Origin of the sequence: Gilliamella sp. B2828 (genome assembly GCF_026537125.1) — a bacterium.
In the GTDB taxonomy this organism is placed as follows: Bacteria; Pseudomonadota; Gammaproteobacteria; order Enterobacterales; family Orbaceae; genus Gilliamella.
In genome coordinates this window covers 1-24,692 of sequence record NZ_JAFNMU010000010.1, presented here as the reverse complement: position 1 = coordinate 24,692, position 24,692 = coordinate 1, and the positions used below count along the sequence as shown (strand labels likewise).

Below are 24,692 nucleotides of genomic sequence, written 5' to 3'. Positions count from 1 at the left end.
ATCACCCTTATTTTTTTAGCCTTACAAAACTTTTTTTTCGTTAAGAAAAAATCATTTCTTTTATTTTGAAAGATAAAAATACCACTTTAAAAATATTTGTTAAAGGTGATGCTGAAAAAGTTAACAGTTTGATTGCGGTATTAAATGCAAATTATATTGATGTATTAGTCTTTAGTGATGAAATGGCAAATCAATTAGTTAATTGATCTCATAAAAAAGCTGACACTTGCGTAAATTAAAACGTCATTTCAATTTTTATAAATTATTTCTTAAATTTGTGACTCTATTAACAGATTCTTAGACTATTAACCTAGATAATCATTTTTATACTTCTTCTTTTTTATTCTTCATTAAGGAAAAAACATGTATCGTTTAATTATAAAAAATGGATTATCGATTAGTTTACTCACGCTTACCGCTAGTTTCGCTGTTATAGCTTCACCACCATTTGTTCCAGTTACTTTGGACAAACTTAATATTCCTAATAAACAATGTAATGTCAGAGATTATGGCGCTGAAGCAACAGGTATTTGGTATGATACAAAAGCATTTCAAACCGCTATTAATGATTGTGCGCAAAATGGCGGTGGTAAAGTTATTGTTCCTGCGGGTTATTACCTATCTGAACCTCTATTTTTAAAAAGTAATATTGAATTTCATTTAGAAAAAGGGGCGGTAGTACAAGCTTCAGCAGAGGAAAGTGCATATCATCCTTCAGAAGAACAAAAAAAATGGTCATCATCAGCTGAATCATTACCACTAACAAAACAATGGATTGGGTTTATTAATATTGCAGAAGAGAAAAATATTGCTATCACCGGTGAAGGAATTATTGATGGGCAAGGTTCAACGCTTTTAGAAAAATACCGCGCCGAGACTCGTCAAGCCGGAAAAAAGGGACCAACCAATCGCCCACGTCTACTTTTATTTAAAAACGCTAACAATATTTTAGTTGAAGGCGTCACAATACAAAATTCGCCAAGTTTTCATATTGTTTTTAAAAATGTGGAAGATATTACAATTAATAAAACAACAATATCCGCTCCAGCTTGGTGGCAAAACACCGATGCCATTGATCCAATGGATAGTAGAAGAGTCAGTATTACAAAAAACACAATAAGTGTGGGTGATGACCATGTTGCAATTAAATCAACAGTAAACAACCTTAGCCATGATTTTTATATTGCAGATAATAACTTTATGCTCGGTCGTGGATTATCTATTGGTTCAGAAACATATGGCGGTGTGAGCAATTTACTGGCAGAAAATAATACCTTTACCGATGCGATGTATGGTATTCGAATCAAATCGCCAAGAGGCAAAGGTGGTGAAGTTAAAGATATTGAGTATAACAATACAACAATGGTCAATGTAAAAACGCCAATTGTTTTGTCAGCTTATTATAAAGGCGGCCCAACAACAAAAGATGCAAAAATTAAAGCGTTGCAAGAAGGTGAATTTGCTGGTGGATTTATGTTAGGCGATCAGATTTATCCTGCGGATACTGAACAACCAAAAGAGCATAAACAAACCCCATACTTCAATAACATTAGCTTCAATAAGCTTACTGTAAAAGGTAAAAGTAATTACGCTGGTTTTATTATTGGAACACCAGAAAAGCCATTCAATAATATTAGATTTTCAAACATCAATATTGAAGCGGAAAATGGTTTTAAAATTCGTAACGCATCAGTTGAGTTTAGTCACACTAAAATTAATGTAGAAAAAGGATCAGATATTATTAAAGAAAAAGGAAGTCATATTACTCATAAATAGTAATTTGGTGGCTCAGATTTGAGCTAATAAAAAATTCACAAACTAGAGCGTTACCAATTGAAACTGTCAAACCGACAAACAAAACAGGTAACGCTTATATTTCTGACTCAAAATTAACGCAATAAATAATCTTATTAAATTTACTTGAAGAACTACAGAACATTTCATTGATCTTCGCTAAAAAGTGCATTATCTATCATTAATTTCCGTGAAATCAATACCGACTAAGCGCAAGCAAGATATCTCGCTTTTGTTCATTATGCTGTTTTTTAATTTTTCTTTTTACCACAACGTGATCTCTCATTAATCGTTTTGACTTTAAAATCTCGCCTCTAAAATGATTTTTATCCGTTCAATGTAAATTAAGTAATTCAATATAGAACTCAAAACTTAATTAAATGGTATAGACTCCTCAATTATTTTTACAAATAAACGTCAATCAACCCAGAAAATCATCAACTAAAAAGTTTAATTAATGTTCCATAATCAAGATCAATAATTTGCTACCAATTGATTATTCGCATATTGTTATTTGATGATTTGTGATCCAAAACACAATATAAAACATCGGTTTAATTATAATAATCTTAAGTTATGTTATTGAGTTTGGAGCTAAAAAATGGACCTTTTTCTAAATATATTTGGTCAGCCAGCTATTATTATTGCATTAGTTGCGTTCATAGGTTTGGTACTACAGAGAGCAAAACTTTCTAAAATTATTACTGGCACCCTACTTTCATTTATTGGGTTTGTGTTAATTAAAACGGGTGGAAAAATCTTAGGTGGCGTGTTAATTATGTTCAGTAACATGTTTACTCATGCATTTGGAATGCATGGGGTCGTACCAAGTAATGAAGCCATTACCGCATTGACGATGGAATCACTTGGTACTAGTGCCGCCTTTATCCTCTTTTTTGCGATGATAATTAATCTACTATTAGCAAGATTTACCCGCTTTAAATCGATTTATTTATCATTGCATTTAGTGCTATTCATGGCATTTTCATTTACCGCAGTTTTACAAGGTATGGGCTATAATGGCTATATTATTGTTGCAACTGGCGCAATGATTATTGGCCTTTATATGGCGATATTTCCAACTTTACTCTCTAAATTTAGCCGTACAATAATAGGGAATAATGATTATTGTATTGCCCATGCTGGTACCGTTTCATACTTATTAGGTTCCTATTTAGGTAAATGGCTAGGAAATAAAAAAAATGATATCGAAAAGATTAAAATAAATGATCGTTTTAGCTTTTTGAGGCAATCAGATGTTGCGACTTTTATTACCATGTTTGTTTTACTAGGCTTATCCGGTGCTTTTTCATCCGCTGAGTATTTGAAAGAGATACTTAAAAACAATACGTTTATTATTTTTGCGTTGGAACAATCAGCTATTTTTGCCGGAGGACTCTATATTGCCAAAAAAGGGGTCGCTATTTTTACTGAAGAAATCATCCCAGCTTTTAAAGGATTTGCCCAAGTTGTCGCACCTGGTTGTGTACCGGCGGTCGATCCAATGGTGTTATTTGATAAAGCACCAAATTGTGTATTAGTTGGTTTTATTGTGAGTTTCTTTACTGAAATAGCTTGTGTGGTTGTTTTCCCCTTTATTGGTTTACCTATTATCATTCCCGGAATTATGGCAAGCTTCATCACTGGTGGAACAGCAGCAATATTTGGTAACTCAACAGGTGGAGCAAGAGGAGCGGTTATTGCCTCTTTCGTTAATGGTTTACTTTTATGTGTGTTGCCAGCCCTCGCATTACCTCTCTTTAAATTTTTAGGTGTTGAAGGTGTAACCTTTGCTGATCCTGATTTCACATCCTTATCGTTAATCACTGAATTTATTGTTAAGCTATTTAGTTAATCAAAAAGTCCGTTGCTATAACGGACTTTTTCTCGATAAATTTAAATTAAATCAAACATTAATATTTTTGAATTTCTTTGATAATTATAGAGTTGTTTCTTTTTAATTGGTAGATCATCCACTTCAGCTGGATTAAAACCTTTTTCACGAAACCAATGAATGCTTCGAGTGGTAAGCACAAAGATTTTTTCTAATCCTAAATTATTAGCACTTTCTGAAATTTTTTCTAATAATAAATCACCGCGTGATGAGTTTCTATATTGCGGATGAATCGCCAAACAAGCCATTTCACCCATTTTTTCTTCTGGATAAGGGTAAAGCGCAGCACAACCAATTGTCATATTATCACGTTCAATAATAGTGAATTTGTCAATTTCCATCTCTAATTGTTCTCGTGAACGTTTAACTAAGATACCCTGCTCTTCAAGTGGTCGAATCAGCTCCAATATTCCACCTATATCATTGATTGTTGCCAAGCGAACTTGCTCTGAATGTTCCATTGCAACTTGTGTACCAATACCATCGCGAGAAAACAGTTCTTGCAAAATAGAGCCATCTACTAAATAGCTAACTAAATGGCTACGGCGGACGCCATTACGACATGCTTTGGATGCCGCACGCAAAAAACGAGCCTCACTAGATAGGTGTTTACCACATTCTTCTTTGCGATTAACATAATTATCAGCATCCACTGGGAACAGATCAGTTATTACATGATTTTGTTCATCAAGTACACCTTGTTCTGCACAAAAACTGATGAGTTTATCGGCTTTTAAGCGAATAGCAACTTCAGCAGCAATATCTTCAGATGCTAAATTAAAACTTTCGCCAGTTACCGAGACACCTACAGGACCGAGCAAGACAATAGAACCTCGCTCTAATTGTTCAGCAATAGCTTCGTTGTTTATGCGGCGAATTTTGCCTGTATGACAATAATCGACACCTTCATCAACCCCTAATGGCTGAGCAATGACAAAATTACCGCTAACTACACTAATATGAGCACCTTGTAACGGGGTATTATTTAAACTCATAGATAAACTTGCGGTTATGTTGAGCTGTAACAGACCAGTAACTTGCTTGATGATATCTAATGTAGTTGCATCAGTAATACGTGTATTTTTATGGTATTTAGGTGCAATGTGATGGTTTTTTAACGACGCATCAATTTGGTTACGTGCACCATTAACAATAACGAGTTTAATACCGAGACTGTAAAGCAATCCAATATCACTGATGATACTTGAATAATTATCACTGTTTAGGACAGCGCCAGTAAGTAAAATCACAAATGTTTTACCCTGATGCGCATTAATATAAGGTACTGAATGTCTTAAACCTTCAACTAACTCAGTTGTACGCTCTTTCATTTACACAACCTTTTAAATTGAATATTTATTCATTATTTGTGTATTTTTATTTATTTTTATTTTGATCGCAAGCAGTTTTTGAAAATAATTGAGAAAAGAAATTTTATTCATGTAACAGTAAAAATTTCAATTATTAAATTGAAATAATTGATTTTATGAATGTGATTTGTTTAATCTATAAAAAAGAGCCTGCAAGTAACCGCAAACTCTTAAGATTAAAATATTTTGTTAAATGAATTATTGAACTTTATCTACTCTTTTAGGAAAGTTAAATATTTTTTGGTAACGCATCAAGACAACAATTGCTAATAATGTTCCTAAACCAGCAATAATTGCATCACTAAGCATAACATAACGCAAACCAAAATTTGTTGATATCCAACCAATAAAAAATGGTATTACGGTAGTTGCAATACTTGACGATGTGAAGAAAATACCCAATACTTTTCCTTTACCCGATGGAAAAAATTCGGCCATTGTTGTTAATGCTAACTGCAATACGCCACCTGCTGCTGTAAATCCAAGCACAAAACCTCCGATAATACACATTATTGGTGTTGGATGACTATAAAGAATAATTAACATTAACATTGAAAATAAGGGATATATAACAACAATATAAATAGGTCTTACCAAACTTTTTACTAAAATTGAAGTTAAAAATACACTGGCTAATGTGCCAATACCGTATGATGAAAATGCCTGAATCGCGCCAGATGAGTCCATACCAGCAACTGTTTGTGAAAAATCTTTTAAACAAGATGAGACTAAATAAAATGTCGCTGTAGAGGTAAAACCAATCACAATAAAGCATATACCTTCAATAAAAAAATTAGCTTCTTGTTTCAATGTTGGTGTCTCGTTTTCCAAAGTTTGTAGATCTTTCTCTTTTTCCTTTGCAGTAACTTTATAATTCGGAAATGGCATTTTTAATACAATTAACGCATTTAATCCTAAAATAATACAACATAATATAAATGACCAACCAAAATAACCATGGTTAGCCATAATAATACCCACAATAATTGGCAGTACAGATTGACCGGCGGCAATGGCTGCTTTAATTAAAATTGACGCTGACCCTGGTGATTTTGGAAATGCTTCCATTAAAGCTGGATAAGTACCAGCATCTAATGTTGAGTTAGCTATACCGCCTAAGACGGCAAACATAAATGCAATTTGCACATTCGGGCTTACTAAAATACCGAGTAAAAATCCAATATAAAATAGGGCTCCTAAAACTATAAACGGTTTACGTCCAAATGTATCTGAAAGAGTTCCCATAATAAATAAAACTAATAATCGACCGACACCTAACCCCATCATGACATTATAAACACTTTGTTTAGCTTCACCTACTAATCCAAGTTGTTCCGGTGTTAATGAATCTTTTGTAATACTAAATAAATAGGCAAGCTCTGGATTAAATTGTGCGGCTAAATAATCAATATTAAGCCCAAGAATTATCGCTCCCATTCCGTGCACAAAATAGTTCATATATAAACAAACTGAGGTGCCTAAATATTTATTTAACATTTATTATTTCCTTTAAACTTTCATTTTTTATTTCGAATAATTATTTGTTTTTTAAAAACTTTATTAAAATTTTGTCCTATATTTTTTTCATATCAATCACTTGTTTAAATCGATAAAAGACAATAGAACCAAGTATTACACTAGACAACGCGATAAAAAAGTCGATCAAAATAGCATAACTTACATTATAGATAGCTAATTTAGGAACAATGAGCGGTATAACAATAAAGGATAACCCACTAAACGTATACATACACCCTACAGCTATACCTTTGCGTGTTGGAAACAATTGCTGCATAACAACTAGAGTTAATTGAAGTACACCTCCTGCTGCTGTAAATCCCATACCAATTGCGGCGATAACACACATCATAGGTGAAATATTAAAGTAAAATAGGATTAATACTATTGCAGAGAGTAAAGGTAATATAATGATACAATATATTGGTTTTAATAAATGTTTAACGATAAATGCCGTTACAAAGACCGAGATAATTGATGCGGTACTATAATAGCTAATCAATTGTTTAGCTTCGATATCGCTCATATTAACCCCATTAATGGCAATTGTAGGTAACCACTGTAAAATTATGACAAACGTTGCTGTTGTAGTGAATCCCATAATGATCAACAAAACGCCTTCAACTTCGAACTTAGGTTTAGCTTTGAAATAATTTTCAGTACCACCGTTACCTTTTATTGCAGTTTCTTTGTTAGGAAAATTTTGAGGAAATAAAATTAAACTATTAATAACTAAATAAGCAGTAAAGCCAAGAAACGCCCAACCATACCAGATTTTGTTTGTATCAAAAAAAGTGACAATGAATGGAAGAATTAGTGTTCCAATAGAAATAAATGCTTTAATAAGGACACTTGCAGAACCCGCTGAACGTGGAAAACACTCTGTCAGAGCAGGCATTGAACCTGTATCTAAAAAAGAATTGCCAGCCCCTACTGCAATTGCAAGACAAAAAGCGATATGAATATTGGTACAGAAAGTCATGCCAATAAAGAAAATCGCATAGCAGGCCATACCCAGATAGATAAAAAGTTTTCTTCCAAATTTATCTGATAAAATTCCACCTGCAAACATTAGAAAAATCTTACCAATCCCTATACCAGAAGCAACATAGCCAAGACCAATCATATCTGTGTTAAGCTGCTTTGAAAGATCTAGAGAAAATTGCATAATCACAATCAATGCGATACTTTGAATAATATAATTTGCATAAATAGATCCGACTATTCCATAAGAATTTATTTTTCGATTATCCATTTGCTATACTCCATATGTAGAATTAAATTTTTAACCTTATAATTGTATTCAATATACAAGCATCAGCATTAATCTGAAAGCAATAACGACAAATTTATTGTTAAACTTTACATTTTTCACATTTATCTATAGATTTGAATTTATCTATAAATAAAAGCAGCATAATATTGAATAAAAATCAAACTTACCAATAGGTTTTTTTTATAAATTATTAAATAATTATTTTTATTTATTATCAATAAAAATACCACTTTATTAAGTGGTATTTAGTAAAAGAGTATTCAGTTAGTTTTGCAACATGTGAAGTATATTAGTGAGTATTAGAGCTTCATCCTGTTCAACATTAACAACATGATGTGCTGCATCATGATATAGCGGTAATCGCTCAGCCAACACTTTTTCCATTTCATCAACAATAGACAGACCTGTCAATGAAGGTCGCTGAGCAATATTAGGATCTTTCATTAAACGTGCAGCTAATGTTTCAGCAGTGGCCGATAAAAAAATGACAGTCCCATTTTGTTTCATAAAATGGCGATTATGATCAGCGAGTACCATTCCGCCACCGGTAGCAATGACTCGATTAGGCTTCGTTGTATCAATTAAAATCTGGCTTTCTCTGGCTCTAAAGCCTTCCCAACCTTCTTTTTCAACAATTTCAGCTACTGTTTTTTTTGTAGTTTCAAGTAAATAACAATCTGTATCAATGAAAGAAAACGATAGCTTATTTGCAAGCATTTTTCCCATTGTTGTTTTGCCAGCTGCTCTGGCACCTACTAAAAAAATAGTATTATTCATATTGAGTCATGTCCTTTCAAATTTACAGCTTATAGAATATACCGTCTATGCTAGTGATTCACTCTAAATTTTGCAATATTTTTTTTACATATTATAATAAATTTAAAAAGACATTGATTTTTATAAAATAATTTAATATATTTCAATCCATATTCGTAAACAATAGTTTACACATTATTAAAGATATCTCTAAATATAAATATTGGTTGCATTATATTTTATTAACACAATTTTTCTAACCCCCGAAAATATAACTCTGTAGCAATAGATTGATGTAATCGCCATTGAATGATATCAAGTTTTGGATTCACTTTCTTGAACTCTTCATAGGTCAAAAAATAGCGAATAGTACTACTACCAACCCGATCATTAATACTATTAATGATAATATTGACTTTATCAGTTCGGAGTTTTTTTAATTCTTGCATTGCTGTAACAACATATTGGGGAACAGGGCTAGTGCCTTTTTCCCAATTATGCCATGTACTAACATCAGTTTTACCAATATATTCACTTGCCTCTGAAACTTTTAGCATAAGGAAGCGACGATACGCTTGCAATTCTAGGTTAGTCATAAATACTCCTCCTTAACATATTTTTACATATACTGTAACTCTACATATGGTACCAATATCATCCATTGAAATAACGTGTTTAAAATAAAATTTAAACATATAGATATCAGCAATACATCTAATTTAAATTAATTAGATAAGTCAATACTTTTACTTATTAATCATTTTCCTGCTAGAGCATCAATTACAGCTTGTTTTGCCCGTTCAGAAAGATCTTTGCCTGTCCAAATTTTAAATTGAGCATTTGCTTGCCCGATAAACATCTCTCGACCTGAAATTGATTCCCAACCAGCTTTTTCAGCTTCTTGTCTGAATCGAGTATTATAGGGCGTATATACGATATCATACGCAATACCTTTACCTTTAAACCATGCTTGTTCATAAGGTGTTTGCTCTTCAAATTTACCTGTCATACCCAATGGAGTCGAATTAATAATTATTTGTGCTTCTACTTTACTTCTATCTTGCCATGTAACGGTTTTAAGATTGAACTCATTTGCTAACGATTGTGGTAAATCATCAACAATATCAGTGACAGTAATATCTGTATAACCGAGATCTTGTAATCCAACTACTGCTGCTCGTGCGGCCCCCCCCGCCCCAAGTAATAAAACTCTTTTGTATTCGGCTGGCAAATTCTTTTCTCTAAGTGGTTCCATAAAACCAACAATATCCGTATTATCACCACAAAGCTTATCGCCATCCCAATAAACTAAATTAGCTGCCCCCGCTTTTTTTACATGCTCTGTGACTTCATCTAAATAAGGAATAATTGTCTGTTTGTGTGGGATAGTGACACATAATCCACGTATATTTAATAATCTTACAGATTTAAATAACGTTGGAATTTCTTCTGGAGGAGTAGGAAATGGAACTAAAACAGCAGCAATACCATAATCTTGAAATGAGGTAGTATGAATAAGTGGACTCATACTGTGACCTAAAGGATAACCGATAATACCGTATATACTATATGGCTTAAACTGACTCATATAATCTCCTTGAAAGTTGAAAAATCAAAAGGCATAAATAAAATCTTAATCCTAATTATTAAAACACATTTATTATAAAATTGAATCATTTTTTCTAAAATTACAGAAGAAGTTAAGATTCTGTTTTATAATAATTTGTTTAATTTATAAAAAATAATTCCTACTCTATCAAAAGAATATTTTGAACAGAATTTAACTTTTTAATTTTTCACTGTTTCAAGGTAATATTTTGACATCTCAAATAGCAAGATAATTTTAGCGGCCAAAAATAGCATCATCACTATGCTCAATTAGGAAATGATAAAACTTTTGTGGTGCAGGCAATAAAGGTCTATTTTTCATTGTTGCAATGAAAATATCTCTTTTTTGATAACATTTATTCATGGGAACAAGAGTAACATTAAATTCTTCAGGAATAAGTACTCTTGGCATAATGCCTATACCATAATTTATGGAAGCCAAACCCATCATGGCACTTTCTGTTTCAACATGACAAGCAATATTGGGTTGCAAACCCGTTTTAGTTAACATATCATCTATCACAGTTTTTATACCGTTTTTTTCATTAAAAAGAATTAGAGGTTCATGAATCAATTCTTTTAAATCAAGTTTTTTACGTTTAGATAAAGGATGATCATTAGAAATAATAAAAACAAGTTCTTGCTTAGTTAACTTTCGAAAGTGAACATCGGGTTCATTTTGTAAATGAGAGCAAATTCCAATCTCATACTTTTTTTCTCTAAGTCCTTCAATAATATTTTGTGATGTCCCTTCATAAAAAGAAAACGTAATGTCGTTATTTTCAGGTTCAGCTAAAAAAGCTTTAATGATTTTAGGAATATAATTTGAGCTAATGGAGTAGATAAAAGCCAACCCAATATGTCCATGGGAAACATTGAGCAATTCTTTAACAAATTGTTCACCTTCCGATAGCGCATTTAATGCTTGCTCAACATAGGTTAAATATTGTTTACCTTCTTTAGTTAACTCTACATTTCGGCCTCGTTTTTGAAACAATTTAATTCCAATTTCCTTTTCAAGTTCTGAAATCGAATGGCTTAAACTTGGTTGACTAATCGAAAAATAGTCCGAAGTAGATGTGTAATGTTGAGTTTTTGCAAGCAATTGGAAATATTTTAATTGTTTCAAATTCATATAGTCAAACATTCTTTAATGATTTATACCCAAGACAGTATAGGATAAATATTTATTAACACAATATTTGTATTTGGGTTTTATTTGAATGACATTTACTTAAACTTATTTTAAGCTTACATAAGATAATGCTTGAGAATTTGTGTATAACAGCGTATACTTCGCTACCTCATTATTGTGGGTGTAGTGTGAGAGGTTAGACTGCTTCTCAGATAGAACTGCAGCAAACTAAAAGCCTGACGAGGTTAATTCCATTAACATATTACGCCCAAGGCTTAAGCATAGAAATTTCGGAGAATTATTGACATGTCACGAGTATGCCAAGTAACAGGAAAAGGTCCTTTAGTGGGAAATAATCGTTCTCATGCGATGAATGCTACTAAACGTCGTTTTCTACCAAATCTTCAAACTCACCGTTTCTGGGTTGAGAGTGAAAAACGTTTTGTAAAATTGCGTATATCTGCTAAAGGTATGCGAACTATCGATAAAAAGGGTATTGATGCAGTTTTAGCTGAACTTCGTGCCCGTGGTGAAAAGTACTAATAAGGAAACCCTATCATGGCAAAAGGTGTACGCGAAAAAATTAGATTAGTTTCTTCTGCTGGTACAGGTCATTTTTATACCACTAGCAAAAATAAAAGAACTATGCCTGAGAAAATGGAAATCAAAAAATACGATCCTGTTGTTCGTCAGCATGTTATTTATAAAGAAGCTAAAATTAAATAGTTATCTAATAAATAAAAAAACCCAGCAAATGCTGGGTTTTTTTATATCATTATATAAAATTCTCTTAATATTATTTGTAATAAATTATGCAATATATTTTATTTATCTAGGATGAGCAAAAGACGGATAATTCATTTCAAATATTAAAGAATATAAATCATAAATTATACCTGTTTAAGTAAAATAAATTATTTATTAAAATTTTACAAAAAAAAAGCTTCAGTAAAACTGAAGCTTTTTTAAGAAAATAGTTAATACGTTATTTTAAATAGTGTTGTTCATATACTTTTGCTTTTTTATCATCAAAAGCATGTTCCCAACGAGCAATAACAATCGCTGCTAATGCATTACCTACAACGTTAACAACAGTTCTACCCATATCTAAAATACGCTCTACCCCCATAATATAACCAATACCCTCAAGTGGAATACCTACACTACCAAGGGTTGCAGATAAAACAAGAATTGAAGCACCTGGTACACCTGCTATGCCTTTAGAAGCAATCATCAATGTTATAACAATAATAATTTGATCTAGAATAGTTAAATCAATATGAAATAACTGAGCCAAAAAGATGACCGTAATACTTTGATAAAGCGTTGAACCATCGAGATTGAAGGAATAACCAGTTGGAATAACAAAACTTGTGATCGATTTTGGAGCACCATATGCTTCCATCTTTTCAATAATTTTGGGTAATGCCGTTTCAGAACTGGCTGTTGAAAATGCTATGACTAACTCTTCTTTTAATATTTTTAAAAGGGTAAAAATATTAAATCTACAAAGTTTACATACAAGTCCTAATACTACTAATGTGAAAATAATCATTGCTGAATAAACAGTTAAAATTAATTTAAACAACGGTAGAAGAGATTCAAATCCATATTTAGCAACTGTTACTGTGATGAGCGCAAAAACACCAATTGGCGCATAACGCATAATCATATTGGTTACTTTAAACATGGTGTCAGATACCACTTTTAAGAAGAAAACAAATGGTTCACGTTGTTTATCTGGTAACGACATTAAACCTAAACCGAAAAAGACACAGAAAAAGATAACTGGCAAAACAGCGCCATCAGTCATAGCTTTGAAGATATTAGCTGGGATCATATCTAGTATCATCACAATCAAACCATGAGGTTTTCCGCTTAATTCTTCTGCGGCTTTAGTATATTTAGTGATATCTGTCGTTGCTAAGGTTGTTGAATCAATTCCCGCACCAGGTGCAAAAATATTTCCCCACAAAAGCCCTAATAAGATGGCAATCGTGGTGATAATTTCAAAATAGAGAATTGTTTTGAAACCCAATGTTCCTAATCTTTTTGAACCACCAATACCTGCAATGCCTAAAGTTAGAGTACTGAGTATAATAGGTAATACAATCATTTTAATTAAACGAATAAAGATATCACCTGCTGGTTGAAAAATGTTAACTATCGAAAATTGATAGTATGAATGTAAAGGATGGCTTGGGACAGAAAGTTCAAATAAATAAGCGCCCATCGCTACGCCTAGTATCAAAGCAATTAAAATTTGCCATGCAAGATTCGTTAAGATTTTCTTTAAAAAAAATGACATTTAATACTATTCCTTTTCTGGATTTTATAAATAAAAAAGGATTAGTTATAACTAATCCTTTTTGATAATTAAAAATTATTCTTCGGACTCCAGAGCTGAATTCTGCCGTTCCTCATCTTGAGAAAAATCAGATTCACTTTCCTCATCCTCAGTTTCAGCTATTCTCTGTAATCCAACCACTTTCTCGTTATCTGCTGTACGAATAAGCATAACACCTTGTGTATTTCGGCCAACGATACTTACTTCTGATACACGGGTACGTACAAGCGTTCCAGCATCAGTGATTAACATAATTTGATCCGTTTCATCAACTTGAACGGCACCAACGACTTCACCATTTCTTTCACTAACTTTGATAGAAATCACTCCTTTGGTTGCTCGTGATTTAGTTGGATATAATTCTTGTTGTGTACGTTTACCGTAACCGTTCTGTGTTGCGGTTAAGATCGCGCCATCACCACGAGGAACAATAAGTGAAACAACTTTATCATTACTATCAAGTTTGATACCTCTAACCCCTGCTGCTGTTCGTCCCATGCAGCGGACTTTATTAGCTGGGAAACGAACAACTTTGCCATTAGCAGAAAATAACATAATGTCTTCAGTAGTTGAAAGCAGAGTAACCTCTTCATCCTCACTTTCAATATCCTCAACAACATTATCATCATTAAGTTCTTCATCATCGCAAACAGCAGAAGGATCATTACTTGTTAGATCAATACCAATTAATTCATCATCATCACGTAAATTAATTGCGATAATACCACCACTTCTAGGACGGCTAAATTCAATTAATGAAGTTTTCTTAACTGTACCTTGTGCAGTTGCCATAAATACACAATGTTCATCATCAAATTCTCGGACTGGTAGAATTGCAGTAATTCGTTCACCTGCTTCAAGTGGTAATAAATTGATAATTGGACGTCCACGTGAACCTCTACTTGCTTCAGGTAATTGATAGACTTTCATCCAATATAACCGTCCACGGCTTGAGAAACAAAGAATAGTATCATGTGTATTTGCTACTAGTAATTTTTCAACAAAATCTTCTTCTTTGATTTTGGTTGCAGATTTACCTTTACCACCTCGACGTTGCGCTTCATAATCAGATAAAGGTTGGTATTTTACATAGCCTTGGTGTGAAAGAGTTACAACAACATCCTCTTGAGCAATAAGATCCTCAATATTAATATCAGCACTGCTTGCTGTGATCTCAGTTTTTCTTGCATCTTGAAATTGATCACGAACCGCTTCAAGCTCTTCACGAATCACTTCCATTAAACGTTCTGGACTAGCTAAAATATGTAATAACTCACTAATTTGAATAAGTAATTGTTTATACTCATCCAAAATCTTTTCATGTTCTAGACCCGTTAAACGATGTAGACGAAGATCTAAAATAGCCTGTGCTTGTGCTTCTGATAGGTAATAATAACCATCACGAATACCAAATTCTAGTGCTAAATCTTCTGGTCGGGCAGCATCATTACCCGCTTTTTCGAGCATTGCTGCTACATGACCAAGCTGCCAAGCTTGAGATAATAATTTACTTTTAGCTTCAACTGGTGTTGATGCAGCGCGAATTAATTCGATAATGGGATCAATGTTAGCTAGCGCAATAGCTAATCCTTCTAAAACATGAGCTCTTTCACGAGCTTTACGTAATTCATAGATAGTTCTACGAGTGACTACTTCACGTCGATGAAGCACAAAGGCTTCAATCATATCACGTAAATTTAAAAGTTTAGGTTGCCCATTATGTAAAGCTACCATATTGATACCAAAGGAGACTTGCAATTGAGTCAATGAGAATAAGTTATTTAATACAACCTCAGCGACAGCATCTCGTTTAATTTCAATAACAATTCGCATCCCATCTTTATCAGATTCATCACGCAGTGCTGAGATACCTTCAACTTTTTTGTCTTTGACTAATTCTGCTATTTTTTCGATCAGTTTTTTCTTATTAACTTGATATGGAATCTCATTAACAATGATTGTTTCACGTCCAGTATGATCATCAACTTCGATAGTTGCTTTAGAACGAATATAGATAATACCACGTCCGGTTCGGTAAGCATTTTCAATACCCTTTCTGCCATTAATTAAAGCGGCAGTAGGGAAGTCAGGCCCATGAATATGTTCCATTAATCCATCGACTGAAATATTTTCATCTTCAATAAAAGCAAGGCAACCATTAATGACTTCAGATAAATTATGAGGAGGGATATTAGTTGCCATACCCACTGCGATACCTGAAGAACCATTGATTAGTAGATTAGGAATACGCGTTGGCAATACATCAGGGATCATTTCTGAGCCGTCATAGTTTGGAGAGAAATCAACAGTTTCTTTATCAAGATCAGTCAATAACGCGCCTGCAAACTTTTGCATACGTATTTCAGTGTAACGCATTGCTGCAGCCGAATCACCATCAACAGAACCAAAATTGCCTTGACCATCAACTAACATATAACGTAATGAAAATGGCTGTGCCATACGTACGATTGTGTCATATACAGCAGAGTCACCATGCGGATGGTATTTACCAATGACATCCCCAACGACACGAGCAGATTTTCGATAAGGTTTATTCCAATCGTATCCGGCTTCATGCATGGCAAAAAGGACCCTTCTATGGACCGGTTTTAAGCCATCGCGTACATCAGGTAAAGCACGCCCAACAATGACAGACATTGCATAGTCAAGATAAGAGGATTTTAGCTCATCTTCAATATTAACGGGGGTTATTTCTTTGGCTAGTTCGGTCATAACACCATATTCTCTTATTAAATTAGGTCATCAAAATAGCTTGTAATTATAGCATAAAATTCGTTATTAATGCAGGACTATACTGTTTTTATTTCAACTTATTCATGTTGAATAAACAAAGTATTTTCAATTAATTGGCATAAACAATTTAAAATCATGGCATGCATTTCATATGCCATTACTTTTTTGTAAGATGGAACTCTTATTTCAATATCATTTTGACCTAGTAAGCCAATAACTTCACCACCATCAAAGGCAGTTAAAGCTACAATTTTCATATCTTTAATCACTGCTTCTTGAACAGCACGAATAATTGAACGGCTGTTACCTTGGCAAGTCAATACGATCAAAATATCACCGCGATGACCCAAAGCTTGTATTTGGCGAGCATATACTTCTTCATGATTAGCAATTGCACTCAATAATACATTATCCGATACCAAAGCTATAGCGGGTATGCTGGGCCTTTCTATATTAATACTGGTAATTAATCGAGAAGTAAAACTTTGTACATTTGCAGCTGATGAACCATTGCCACAACTCATAATTTTATTACCATTAAGTAAACCTTGAACAATAATGCTTGCCGCTTTTTCAATTGATGTACCTAAAGACTCAGCCATTACAATTTGAGTTTGAATACTCTCAGTAAAATAATTTTTAATTAAATCTTGCACGTTTTTCACCTAAAAATTAAAACGCATTAATAATCCATTTTTGGTTTTTGCCCGTAATGGCAAAAATATCAAATCTAAATTCTGTATCATCAATATTCATATTTTCTGACAACATCCAGAGTTGTGCCGCTTGCTTAATTTTATTTTGTTTACTAGATGTTACTGTCATTTCAGCATTACCAAAATTAGCATTTTTTCGATAACGGACTTCAACAAAGACAAGACATTGTTTATCACGCATAATCAAATCAATTTCGCCTAAACGATACTGGCTATTTTGAGCAATAAACAAAAGTCCCTGTTTTAGTAAATATTGACAAGCAATGTCTTCATAATACTTGCCAATTTTTTTGTTATTCTTGTGAATTTGATTTAGATGACACATGGGTATATTGTTGCCAAGATAAAGCACGAGTGACTTCACATTGATCCTTCGTCGATAATTCTCCTGTCATACCATTTAAAAAGTCAGTTTGATAGGAATTGATTTGATTAAAGCGATTTGCGAGTCTCCATGCATCTATCCCCATTGCATATAAACGCATTAATGAATAATTTTTCTTGATATTATGAGGGATCATTTCTGACACATTATCAGAATAATTAACGATCATTGGGATTTCAGCATACTCTGTATGATTCATATCATAATTAAAATCCTCTGAAGCATTCGCCACATGACTTTTAGAGCTTGTGTAGATCATAAGTGATGATGAATTACCAACTGTTCTTCCTGCTGCCATATCAATCATTGGTTTAATAAGAGTTAGTTCATCGTATGAGGCATAAATATAGACAGCGTCAAAATTATCGGATTGATCTTCTGTATTATTTGTTAAAATCGGCGTTCCAGTAAGTGTTATCCCAACATCACGATTCATACCAGAACTTAATGTACTTTTATTACCAAAATATTGGACATAAGCTTGTGAGCTATCAGATGATAATTCAGACCATTTTTTGGCAAAACTTTGAGCCACACGTTGACCGAGATCATTTTGAGGAACAAGCAATAACGGCTTTAATTTGTTTTGCGCATAAATATGATCTGCTGCATCTTGTGCTTCATCTTCTGGTGATAATGCGAAATAACACATTTTACTCGCTGTGGTGGAACTATTATCCACTTTATTTAATGCTAAAACAGGTAAAGAAGGAGATAATTGTTTAATCTTAATCACTTCATCTTTCAATAAGGGGCCAACTATCAATTCTACATTTTGTTCCTTAGCTTGTCTTAGAAGTACATCTATTTCGGTACTTGTTGTATCAAGTAAAACTATACTTTGTTGTGGCTCTTGTGGAAAAAATTTAATAGCATCAAAATAACCTTGTCGAATAGTATCACCAAAAATACGTGATGAACCTGTTAATGGTAATAATAATGCTACTTTTTTAGCATTAGCATCATCAACATTTAATACTGGTTCTCCAGTTAATACAGAAATAATATTTTTAGCAGGATGATCTGGATATTGTATTAACCAATCATTTACAGCCTGTTTTAATAATTGGCTCTGTTTTTGTACTTTTTCTGTAATAATTTCGGGTGTATCATCTTCTTGTGTTTTTAGTTCTATACTATTACGCTTATAAGCATCAGTTAGATTAATCCAACCTTGTAAGGTTATTTCATCTTCATAAACTAAAATGGCATTAATATCTTTAGAACTTAATTTACTAAAAAATTTCCATGTATCATTTAATAATTGTTTTTTCTGGTTTGCTGGGATATATTTTTCTAATTCAATATAATCATGGGCTTGTCCATTAACATCTCTATTTTTTTCATCCAAACTTAATTTAATAAAGTAGTAACGGTATAATTGTGAATTAGTTAATTCATCAGAATTTAACTGTTTGATATTAAATGATTTGCCTGATTTTACGGCAATTTCACCTTGCAATAATAATTTTTCTTTTTGTTGTTTATCATTGAGATCAGAAGATAGTTGAGATAATAAATCCTTTGCTTGAGAAACTTTATTTTCTTTAATTAATGCCTGAATAGCTAATAAATGCCAATTGGTTTTAACATTTCCAGAACTTTGATCCGCGAGAGATAGATAATAACTAGAACTTTTATTTCCATCATAATCATTAAGTTGAGCTTGATTACTTGGGCATCCAGTTAAAAATGTCAATAATGTAGATATTAATATTGTATAAAAGAAATTTTTTAAATTCATACACCTACTCTCTTGTAATTTGCTATCCCCAAATTCGTTGCACATGAACAGTAATTTCTTCGCGATCATGATAAAGCTGTTTAGCCTGAATTTGAACATTGATTTGATTATTATTTAATTCATCGTTGAGTAACTTTATATTTTGTTTTACTTCTTCATACCTTTTTTTCATTGGTAATTTAAGATTAAAAATAGTTTCTCGACACCAACCGTTAATAAGCCATTTGGCTATTAGTTGCGTTACTTTAGTCGGCTTTTCAACCATATCACAAACTAACCAATAAATATTATGCTTTTTAGGTATAAATTTAAAGCCATCTTCACGATAATGTTTAACTTGCCCAGTTTCCATTAACTTATCATTCATTGGACCATTATCAATAGCATAAACCATCATACTTCTTTTGACTAATTGATAAGTCCAACCGCCTGGGCAAGCACCTAAATCAACCGCGTTTAAACCACCTTTTAAGCGTTCATCCCATTCCTCATAAGGAATAAAAATATGGAAAGCCTCTTCTAATTTTAATGTAGAACGACTTGGTGCATCAGCAGGAAATTTTAGTCTTGGTATTCCCATATAAAATGGTGAATTATTCTGGCTTAAAGAATAACCAACATAACAACTATTGCTATTAGTAAAAAATAGATGAATAACAGGTTTTGTTGGATTTTCAACTTTTAACAAAATACGTTTACTTCGCAATGCTTGACGAAGTGGTACAGTAAATTTGCGACAAAATCCAGCTAATTCTTTACCTTCATTCGTATCAGGAACTTCTACACGCACATCACCTGCATTATTTATTAGACCAGATAACGCATTAATTATTGAAGTGATCCGATCGTTAGCTGGCAAATTAGTCAATAAATCACCGGATACAAACATTTGTCTAGCAAAAATCAGGGTACGAAAAGAGAGTTTTTTTATCAGTATTGTAGCTTGATCATCTTGATAACATTCAAAAGTGACATACCCACTGTTTTCTATCACTTTGGCAAAACCAAATATTTCTAGTTGTGCAGCTCTATCTGTGATTTCTGCAGCACATTCTTTTTCAAAACCACAACGACAGTATAGAATAATTTTATTTAGTTTTTGCATTTCGTATTTTTACTCATCAAACAGACACTATAAAAAATAATTGGATTAATCAGATTGAACATCATCAGTATACAAAGGTGCTTCCCCCTTTGGACGAGTTTTAAATCGTCGGTGTAACCACATATATTGTTCTGGAGCTTTTAAAATTTCCTTTTCAATAGCTTTATTCATAAAAGTTGCTGCTCGTACATCATCTTCAATAGGATAGCCTTCAAGCGCTGGTGTTACATATACTGTATAGCGACCATTTTTCTCACGCTTAGGTGTAAATGGAATAATGGCGGGTTGTCCTAATTTAACCAATATGCGTGTACCTATCGTAGTTGCTGCTTTTTCTACTGAAAATAATGGAGCAAATACACTATTTTTAGGTCCATAATCATGATCTGGGGCATACCAAAGTAACTCTCCATTTTTTAATGCACGGATCATACCCTTGGTATTATAGCGATCTAACATGTATTTATTAGATTTGAGTCTACCTTTAAGCTGAATATAATCCATTACCAGATTATCATTTGGTCGATAAACCCCTACGCCAGGATGACTCATTCCCAAAATACGCGCTCCCAATTCTAATGTTAAAAAATGGATTCCAATAAGTAAAACACCTTGACCGGATTGCTGTACATTTTTGATATATGGATCACCAACAATAGAAGAATGTTTAGCTAATCTTTTATCAGACCAGAACCATGCCATTCCTGTTTCAAAAATAGCTAATCCTGTGGAAATAAAATTTCTTCGTAATATTTGATCACGTTCAAGCTGTGATTTTTCAGGAAAACAAAGTTTAAGATTTTGTCTTGCTGTTTCTTTACGCTTACCAATTAATTTCATTGAAAGCAATCCTAAACCTTTTCCTAATTGATAAATTACTGGGTAAGGAAATAAAACAATTAAATATAAAATGCCAATACCAAACCACGTTAACCAGTAACGAGGGTGAAGTAGGCGTTTAGTAAAGATAGGATGGATTTCCTGATTTTGACTCATATTAAGATTAAGTTATTGTTAATAACAAAGTTGATTATTATATACTATATCTTGATTTAAAGGGCAAAAAATAGAAAGATCTTCGAAACAATAATTTATTGAATAAAGTATAGTTAATACAGATCACAACAATATATAATTATTTGCTGTGATCTTCGTTCTTTAAATTTTATATGCTAACGTAATATTTTTCTGAAACTTTTTTATAAGAATCTAAACCGCAACAGGTGCTTTGATCGCAGGGTAAGGATCATAGTCAATAATTTCAAAGTCCTCAAACTCATAGTCAAAAATTGTTGGTGGTTTACGTCTAATAACAAGTTTTGGCAGTGCCCTAGGAGTTCGACTCAATTGTAAATGAGTTTGCTCCAGATGGTTTGAATATAGGTGCGTATCACCACCAGTCCAAACAAAATCGCCCACATCCAAATTACACTGCTGAGCAATCATATGAATCAACAGTGAATAGCTAGCGATATTAAATGGTAATCCTAAAAACACATCGCAAGAACGTTGATAAAGCTGACAAGAAAGTTTACCATCAACGACATAAAATTGAAAAAATGCATGACATGGAGCTAAAGCCATTTGATCCAATTCCCCAACATTCCAGGCAGAAATGATTAGACGCCTTGAATCAGGATCATTTTTGATTTGATCTATCAGTTGTGATACTTGATCGATGTGCTGACCGTTAGGCGAAGTCCATGCTCGCCACTGTTTTCCATAAACAGGACCTAAATTACCATTCTCATCTGCCCATTCATCCCAAATAGTTACTTTATTATCTTTTAGATAGTTAATATTTGTGTCGCCTTTTAAAAACCATAGTAATTCATGAATGATAGAACGTAAATGGCATTTTTTTGTAGTGACTAATGGAAATCCATCTTGTAAATTAAACCGCATTTGATGACCAAAAATGGATAATGTTCCAGTTCCTGTTCGGTCTGACTTAGGCGCACCTTCAGCTAAAATCTTTTGCATAAGTGCTAAATACTGTTTCATTGTGTTGTCGCCTTTTTGTTAACTCTATATGTATATAAAAGAAATAAAATACCAGCAAAAATCATTGGTAGGCATAAAATTTGTCCCATACTAATGATATTAAAAAATAGTCCCAATTGCTCATCAGGTTGTCTAAAGAATTCGATTATAAATCGAAATAAACCATAACAAAGCAAAAACAATCCAGAAACAGCACCAGTTGGTCTATTTTTACGAATGAACAAATTTAGAATGATAAATAAAACAATCCCTTCAAACATCATTTCATAAAGCTGAGAAGGATGTCTTGGTAAAATACCATTAAGAGTAGTATAAAGCGATAACCACTCTGGATGTGCTTGTACAAACATAAAATCAGCATGAGAGGAAGTTGGGAATAACATACCAATGTGTGATTGAGTCACACGCCCCCAAAGTTCGCCATTAATGAAATTACCAAATCGTCCAAACATTAATCCAATAGGTACTAATGGAGCAACAAAGTCAGCTACTTGCATAAAGGTTTTATGATTCTTTTTTGCGAAAATTGCAATAACGCAAATTGCGCCTATTAAACCACCATGGAAAGACATACCGCCTTCCCAGACTTTAAACAATATAATTGGATTTTCGATAAAAACTCTAAAATTATAAAAAAAGATATAACCTAATCGTCCGCCTATAAAAAGCCCTAAAAAACCCCAGAATAGCAAATTTTCAACTTGTTGTATTGTCCATTGGCTATTAGGTTTATTTGCCCTTCGTTTAGCTAAATAAAGTGCTCCAAGTACCCCAAATAAGTACATTGCACCATACCAATGGAGCGATATGGGACCTAGTGAAAAAGCAATTGGATTGAAATTAGGAAATTGTAAGTATTGATTCATTTTTTAACACACTGTTTATTTTTTCGTTTATGAGCGAAGAAATTAAATCGTTTCTTCTTAGAAACATTTGCTATTGGCGCTTCCACCTCAGATTGGATGCTAAATACTAACAATGAAAATTCTTTCATTGCTTTTCGATAAACTTCACGTTTAAAAGCAATAACCTGACGAATAGGATACCAATAACTAACCCACTTCCAATCATCAAATTCAGGAGTAGAAGACATATTAAGATTAATTACCGATGTATCAGAGATTAATTCTAATAAAAACCATTTCTGTTTTTGACCAATACAAACAGGTTGATTTTCCCAACGTATCATTCGTTTAGGTAATTTATAGCGTAACCAACCGTTTGTAACGGATAGAATTTTTACATCTTGAGGTAATAATCCTACTTCTTCGTTTAATTCACGAAACATTGCCTGCTCAGGCGTTTCGTTTAGTTTTATTCCGCCCTGAGGAAACTGCCAAGAATTTTGTCCATAACGACGAGCCCAAAGTACTTGACCATACCTGTTACAAATAACTATTCCTACATTTGGACGGTAGCCATCATTATCAATCACTGACTACCTCAAAAAATTTATTCTTATATAGCTAAATTGTTTCATACATACAGCAAGAAATAAATAGGAAAATGAATTAATCGAGTAAATATACCTTTATATAGTTTGTTTTTTAGATAATTTGATAATCGTTATAATATTAATTATGGCAAAAGTTACTTCAATTGCCAGACTACCTAAAGATCCTATCCATAAACTATAAATAATCCATAGAACACTGCTCATTAGTATAAGTAGCCGCATTTTCTGCTGTTGTAAACGAAATAATGCAATAGTAACTAATGTAGTACCGATAACAGATAAATAATTTATAAATTCAGTCGTATCGGGAGTAGTAAGAAAATAAAATATCCACATTAAAGCAATAAAAAATAACATTGCTAACATATTTTTAGTGTAATTCGAAGTAATATTTCTAAATATATTGACTATATTAAGAATTGCCGCAGGATAAGACTCTGGACCCAATAAGTAAAAGTGTACAGTCATAATGATATTAACAATTGTTAACTGCCAACGAAAAGCATTATCACTACGTTGTAAGAATGCACTAATACCTACAAGATAACCTAAAATACCAATTAATTGAGGTAAAGTAGTATATCTATCAATAAAATCTGGGCCCATGAATTGATACAAAAAGTTTAGATTATCCATTGTTCACTCCATAGATAAATGGATCTAATAATTAGTTAGTAACTTACATATGAATAAACAATAAAAAAATAGTTTATTAAAAGTGATTAATAAAATAATCATCTAATCACATACTCAAACATACAAACTTCTTTAGAAGTTTGTAATTTCTGTATGCAAAAAAGCCCAGCATTCCTGCTGGGCTCTCAATATAT

The 24,692-nt window shown here is 32.8% G+C and carries 23 protein-coding genes; 5 read left to right on the top strand and 18 right to left on the bottom strand.

All coding sequences use genetic code 11. The features are described from left to right. Positions 1-65 precede the first annotated feature (65 nt). From J3U19_RS08950 to J3U19_RS08940, 3 genes are all read left to right on the top strand, one after another. Positions 66-206, top strand: a complete 141-nt coding sequence (locus J3U19_RS08950; RefSeq protein WP_267346091.1) for a sugar-binding domain-containing protein — start codon at positions 66-68, stop codon at positions 204-206. A 157-nt stretch (positions 207-363) separates the two neighbouring features. Continuing rightward, positions 364-1,776, top strand: coding sequence for a glycoside hydrolase family 28 protein (locus tag J3U19_RS08945; protein ID WP_267346090.1), 1,413 nt, complete (start codon positions 364-366; stop codon positions 1,774-1,776). Positions 1,777-2,395: 619 nt separating this feature from the next. Next, complete coding sequence (locus tag J3U19_RS08940) at positions 2,396-3,649, top strand: PTS ascorbate transporter subunit IIC (RefSeq protein ID WP_267346089.1); 1,254 nt, start codon at positions 2,396-2,398, stop codon at positions 3,647-3,649. Positions 3,650-3,690: 41 nt separating this feature from the next. Here J3U19_RS08940 and argA read toward each other — a convergent pair whose 3' ends face one another. From argA to J3U19_RS08905, 7 genes are all read right to left on the bottom strand, one after another. Continuing rightward, entirely contained in the window at positions 3,691-5,019 is a 1,329-nt protein-coding gene (gene argA / locus J3U19_RS08935; RefSeq protein ID WP_267341583.1) for an amino-acid N-acetyltransferase, read from the bottom strand. 237 nt (positions 5,020-5,256) lie between these two features. Next, positions 5,257-6,555: an MFS transporter gene (locus J3U19_RS08930; RefSeq protein ID WP_267346086.1), complete on the bottom strand. Its 1,299-nt coding sequence runs from the start codon at positions 6,553-6,555 to the stop codon at positions 5,257-5,259. Between the two features lie 76 nt (positions 6,556-6,631). Continuing rightward, on the bottom strand, positions 6,632-7,831 hold the full coding sequence (locus J3U19_RS08925; protein ID WP_267341581.1) for an MFS transporter: 1,200 nt from the start codon (positions 7,829-7,831) through the stop codon (positions 6,632-6,634). Positions 7,832-8,116: 285 nt separating this feature from the next. Further along, a complete protein-coding gene (gene aroL, locus J3U19_RS08920; protein ID WP_267341580.1) occupies positions 8,117-8,629 on the bottom strand; it encodes a shikimate kinase AroL in 513 nt (170 codons plus the stop codon). Positions 8,630-8,850: 221 nt separating this feature from the next. Beyond that, a complete protein-coding gene (locus tag J3U19_RS08915) occupies positions 8,851-9,204 on the bottom strand; it encodes a DUF1870 family protein (protein WP_267341579.1) in 354 nt (117 codons plus the stop codon). 161 nt (positions 9,205-9,365) lie between these two features. Then, complete coding sequence (aroE, locus tag J3U19_RS08910; RefSeq protein WP_267341577.1) at positions 9,366-10,196, bottom strand: shikimate dehydrogenase; 831 nt, start codon at positions 10,194-10,196, stop codon at positions 9,366-9,368. A gap of 255 nt (positions 10,197-10,451) precedes the next feature. Further along, positions 10,452-11,351: a LysR family transcriptional regulator gene (locus tag J3U19_RS08905; RefSeq protein WP_267341575.1), complete on the bottom strand. Its 900-nt coding sequence runs from the start codon at positions 11,349-11,351 to the stop codon at positions 10,452-10,454. 306 nt (positions 11,352-11,657) lie between these two features. Between J3U19_RS08905 and rpmB the strand changes: the two genes are divergently transcribed. Together rpmB and rpmG are read left to right on the top strand one after the other, a co-directional pair. Beyond that, positions 11,658-11,894 carry a 50S ribosomal protein L28 gene (rpmB, locus tag J3U19_RS08900; RefSeq protein ID WP_025314527.1) on the top strand — a complete coding sequence of 79 codons (237 nt, stop codon included), beginning with the start codon at positions 11,658-11,660 and terminating at the stop codon, positions 11,892-11,894. Positions 11,895-11,909: 15 nt separating this feature from the next. Then, positions 11,910-12,077 carry a 50S ribosomal protein L33 gene (gene rpmG / locus J3U19_RS08895; RefSeq protein ID WP_025314526.1) on the top strand — a complete coding sequence of 56 codons (168 nt, stop codon included), beginning with the start codon at positions 11,910-11,912 and terminating at the stop codon, positions 12,075-12,077. 259 nt (positions 12,078-12,336) lie between these two features. Here rpmG and gltP read toward each other — a convergent pair whose 3' ends face one another. The 11 genes from gltP to J3U19_RS08840 all read right to left on the bottom strand — a co-directional run bounded on the left by gltP (position 12,337) and on the right by J3U19_RS08840 (position 24,498). Beyond that, positions 12,337-13,659 (bottom strand): glutamate/aspartate:proton symporter GltP, encoded by a 1,323-nt coding sequence (gene gltP / locus J3U19_RS08890; protein WP_267341570.1) that lies wholly within the window; start codon positions 13,657-13,659, stop codon positions 12,337-12,339. A gap of 75 nt (positions 13,660-13,734) precedes the next feature. Then, the gene (gene gyrA / locus J3U19_RS08885; protein ID WP_267341568.1) at positions 13,735-16,431 is read right to left on the bottom strand and encodes a DNA topoisomerase (ATP-hydrolyzing) subunit A; all 2,697 of its coding nucleotides are present in this window, start codon (positions 16,429-16,431) and stop codon (positions 13,735-13,737) included. A gap of 98 nt (positions 16,432-16,529) precedes the next feature. Next, on the bottom strand, positions 16,530-17,108 hold the full coding sequence (locus tag J3U19_RS08880; protein WP_267341567.1) for an SIS domain-containing protein: 579 nt from the start codon (positions 17,106-17,108) through the stop codon (positions 16,530-16,532). Positions 17,109-17,124: 16 nt separating this feature from the next. After that, a complete protein-coding gene (locus J3U19_RS08875) occupies positions 17,125-17,493 on the bottom strand; it encodes a YraN family protein (protein WP_267341566.1) in 369 nt (122 codons plus the stop codon). Beyond that, entirely contained in the window at positions 17,462-19,297 is a 1,836-nt protein-coding gene (locus J3U19_RS08870; RefSeq protein WP_267346083.1) for a penicillin-binding protein activator, read from the bottom strand. The genes J3U19_RS08875 and J3U19_RS08870 overlap by 32 nt, the downstream gene beginning before the upstream one ends. 22 nt (positions 19,298-19,319) lie before the next feature. Next, positions 19,320-20,402: a 23S rRNA (cytidine(2498)-2'-O)-methyltransferase RlmM gene (gene rlmM, locus J3U19_RS08865; RefSeq protein ID WP_267341564.1), complete on the bottom strand. Its 1,083-nt coding sequence runs from the start codon at positions 20,400-20,402 to the stop codon at positions 19,320-19,322. Between the two features lie 45 nt (positions 20,403-20,447). Beyond that, the gene (lpxL, locus tag J3U19_RS08860) at positions 20,448-21,398 is read right to left on the bottom strand and encodes an LpxL/LpxP family Kdo(2)-lipid IV(A) lauroyl/palmitoleoyl acyltransferase (RefSeq protein ID WP_267341563.1); all 951 of its coding nucleotides are present in this window, start codon (positions 21,396-21,398) and stop codon (positions 20,448-20,450) included. Between the two features lie 213 nt (positions 21,399-21,611). Further along, positions 21,612-22,406: a thymidylate synthase gene (thyA, locus tag J3U19_RS08855; protein ID WP_267341561.1), complete on the bottom strand. Its 795-nt coding sequence runs from the start codon at positions 22,404-22,406 to the stop codon at positions 21,612-21,614. Beyond that, positions 22,403-23,272, bottom strand: a complete 870-nt coding sequence (gene lgt, locus J3U19_RS08850) for a prolipoprotein diacylglyceryl transferase (RefSeq protein WP_267341560.1) — start codon at positions 23,270-23,272, stop codon at positions 22,403-22,405. Before lgt ends, thyA begins: the two co-directional genes overlap by 4 nt. Continuing rightward, complete coding sequence (rppH, locus tag J3U19_RS08845) at positions 23,269-23,841, bottom strand: RNA pyrophosphohydrolase (protein WP_267341559.1); 573 nt, start codon at positions 23,839-23,841, stop codon at positions 23,269-23,271. The genes lgt and rppH overlap by 4 nt, the downstream gene beginning before the upstream one ends. Before the next feature lie 96 nt (positions 23,842-23,937). After that, the gene (locus J3U19_RS08840) at positions 23,938-24,498 is read right to left on the bottom strand and encodes a YgjV family protein (protein WP_267346082.1); all 561 of its coding nucleotides are present in this window, start codon (positions 24,496-24,498) and stop codon (positions 23,938-23,940) included. Between the last annotated feature and the right edge of the window lie 194 nt (positions 24,499-24,692).

Coding starts and splice junctions, on each gene's coding strand:
- lpxL (WP_267341563.1), bottom strand. CDS start 21,398: ATGAGTCAAAATCAGGAAATCCATCCTATCTTTACTAAACGCCTACTT.
- thyA (WP_267341561.1), bottom strand. CDS start 22,406: ATGAAACAGTATTTAGCACTTATGCAAAAGATTTTAGCTGAAGGTGCG.
- J3U19_RS08915 (WP_267341579.1), bottom strand. CDS start 9,204: ATGACTAACCTAGAATTGCAAGCGTATCGTCGCTTCCTTATGCTAAAA.
- aroL (WP_267341580.1), bottom strand. CDS start 8,629: ATGAATAATACTATTTTTTTAGTAGGTGCCAGAGCAGCTGGCAAAACA.
- J3U19_RS08905 (WP_267341575.1), bottom strand. CDS start 11,351: ATGAATTTGAAACAATTAAAATATTTCCAATTGCTTGCAAAAACTCAA.
- J3U19_RS08945 (WP_267346090.1), top strand. CDS start 364: ATGTATCGTTTAATTATAAAAAATGGATTATCGATTAGTTTACTCACG.
- J3U19_RS08925 (WP_267341581.1), bottom strand. CDS start 7,831: ATGGATAATCGAAAAATAAATTCTTATGGAATAGTCGGATCTATTTAT.
- J3U19_RS08940 (WP_267346089.1), top strand. CDS start 2,396: ATGGACCTTTTTCTAAATATATTTGGTCAGCCAGCTATTATTATTGCA.
- gyrA (WP_267341568.1), bottom strand. CDS start 16,431: ATGACCGAACTAGCCAAAGAAATAACCCCCGTTAATATTGAAGATGAG.
- gltP (WP_267341570.1), bottom strand. CDS start 13,659: ATGTCATTTTTTTTAAAGAAAATCTTAACGAATCTTGCATGGCAAATT.
- rpmG (WP_025314526.1), top strand. CDS start 11,910: ATGGCAAAAGGTGTACGCGAAAAAATTAGATTAGTTTCTTCTGCTGGT.
- rlmM (WP_267341564.1), bottom strand. CDS start 20,402: ATGCAAAAACTAAATAAAATTATTCTATACTGTCGTTGTGGTTTTGAA.
- J3U19_RS08840 (WP_267346082.1), bottom strand. CDS start 24,498: ATGGATAATCTAAACTTTTTGTATCAATTCATGGGCCCAGATTTTATT.
- J3U19_RS08930 (WP_267346086.1), bottom strand. CDS start 6,555: ATGTTAAATAAATATTTAGGCACCTCAGTTTGTTTATATATGAACTAT.
- J3U19_RS08870 (WP_267346083.1), bottom strand. CDS start 19,297: ATGAATTTAAAAAATTTCTTTTATACAATATTAATATCTACATTATTG.
- J3U19_RS08875 (WP_267341566.1), bottom strand. CDS start 17,493: ATGTGTCATCTAAATCAAATTCACAAGAATAACAAAAAAATTGGCAAG.
- argA (WP_267341583.1), bottom strand. CDS start 5,019: ATGAAAGAGCGTACAACTGAGTTAGTTGAAGGTTTAAGACATTCAGTA.
- aroE (WP_267341577.1), bottom strand. CDS start 10,196: ATGAGTCAGTTTAAGCCATATAGTATATACGGTATTATCGGTTATCCT.
- lgt (WP_267341560.1), bottom strand. CDS start 23,272: ATGAATCAATACTTACAATTTCCTAATTTCAATCCAATTGCTTTTTCA.
- rpmB (WP_025314527.1), top strand. CDS start 11,658: ATGTCACGAGTATGCCAAGTAACAGGAAAAGGTCCTTTAGTGGGAAAT.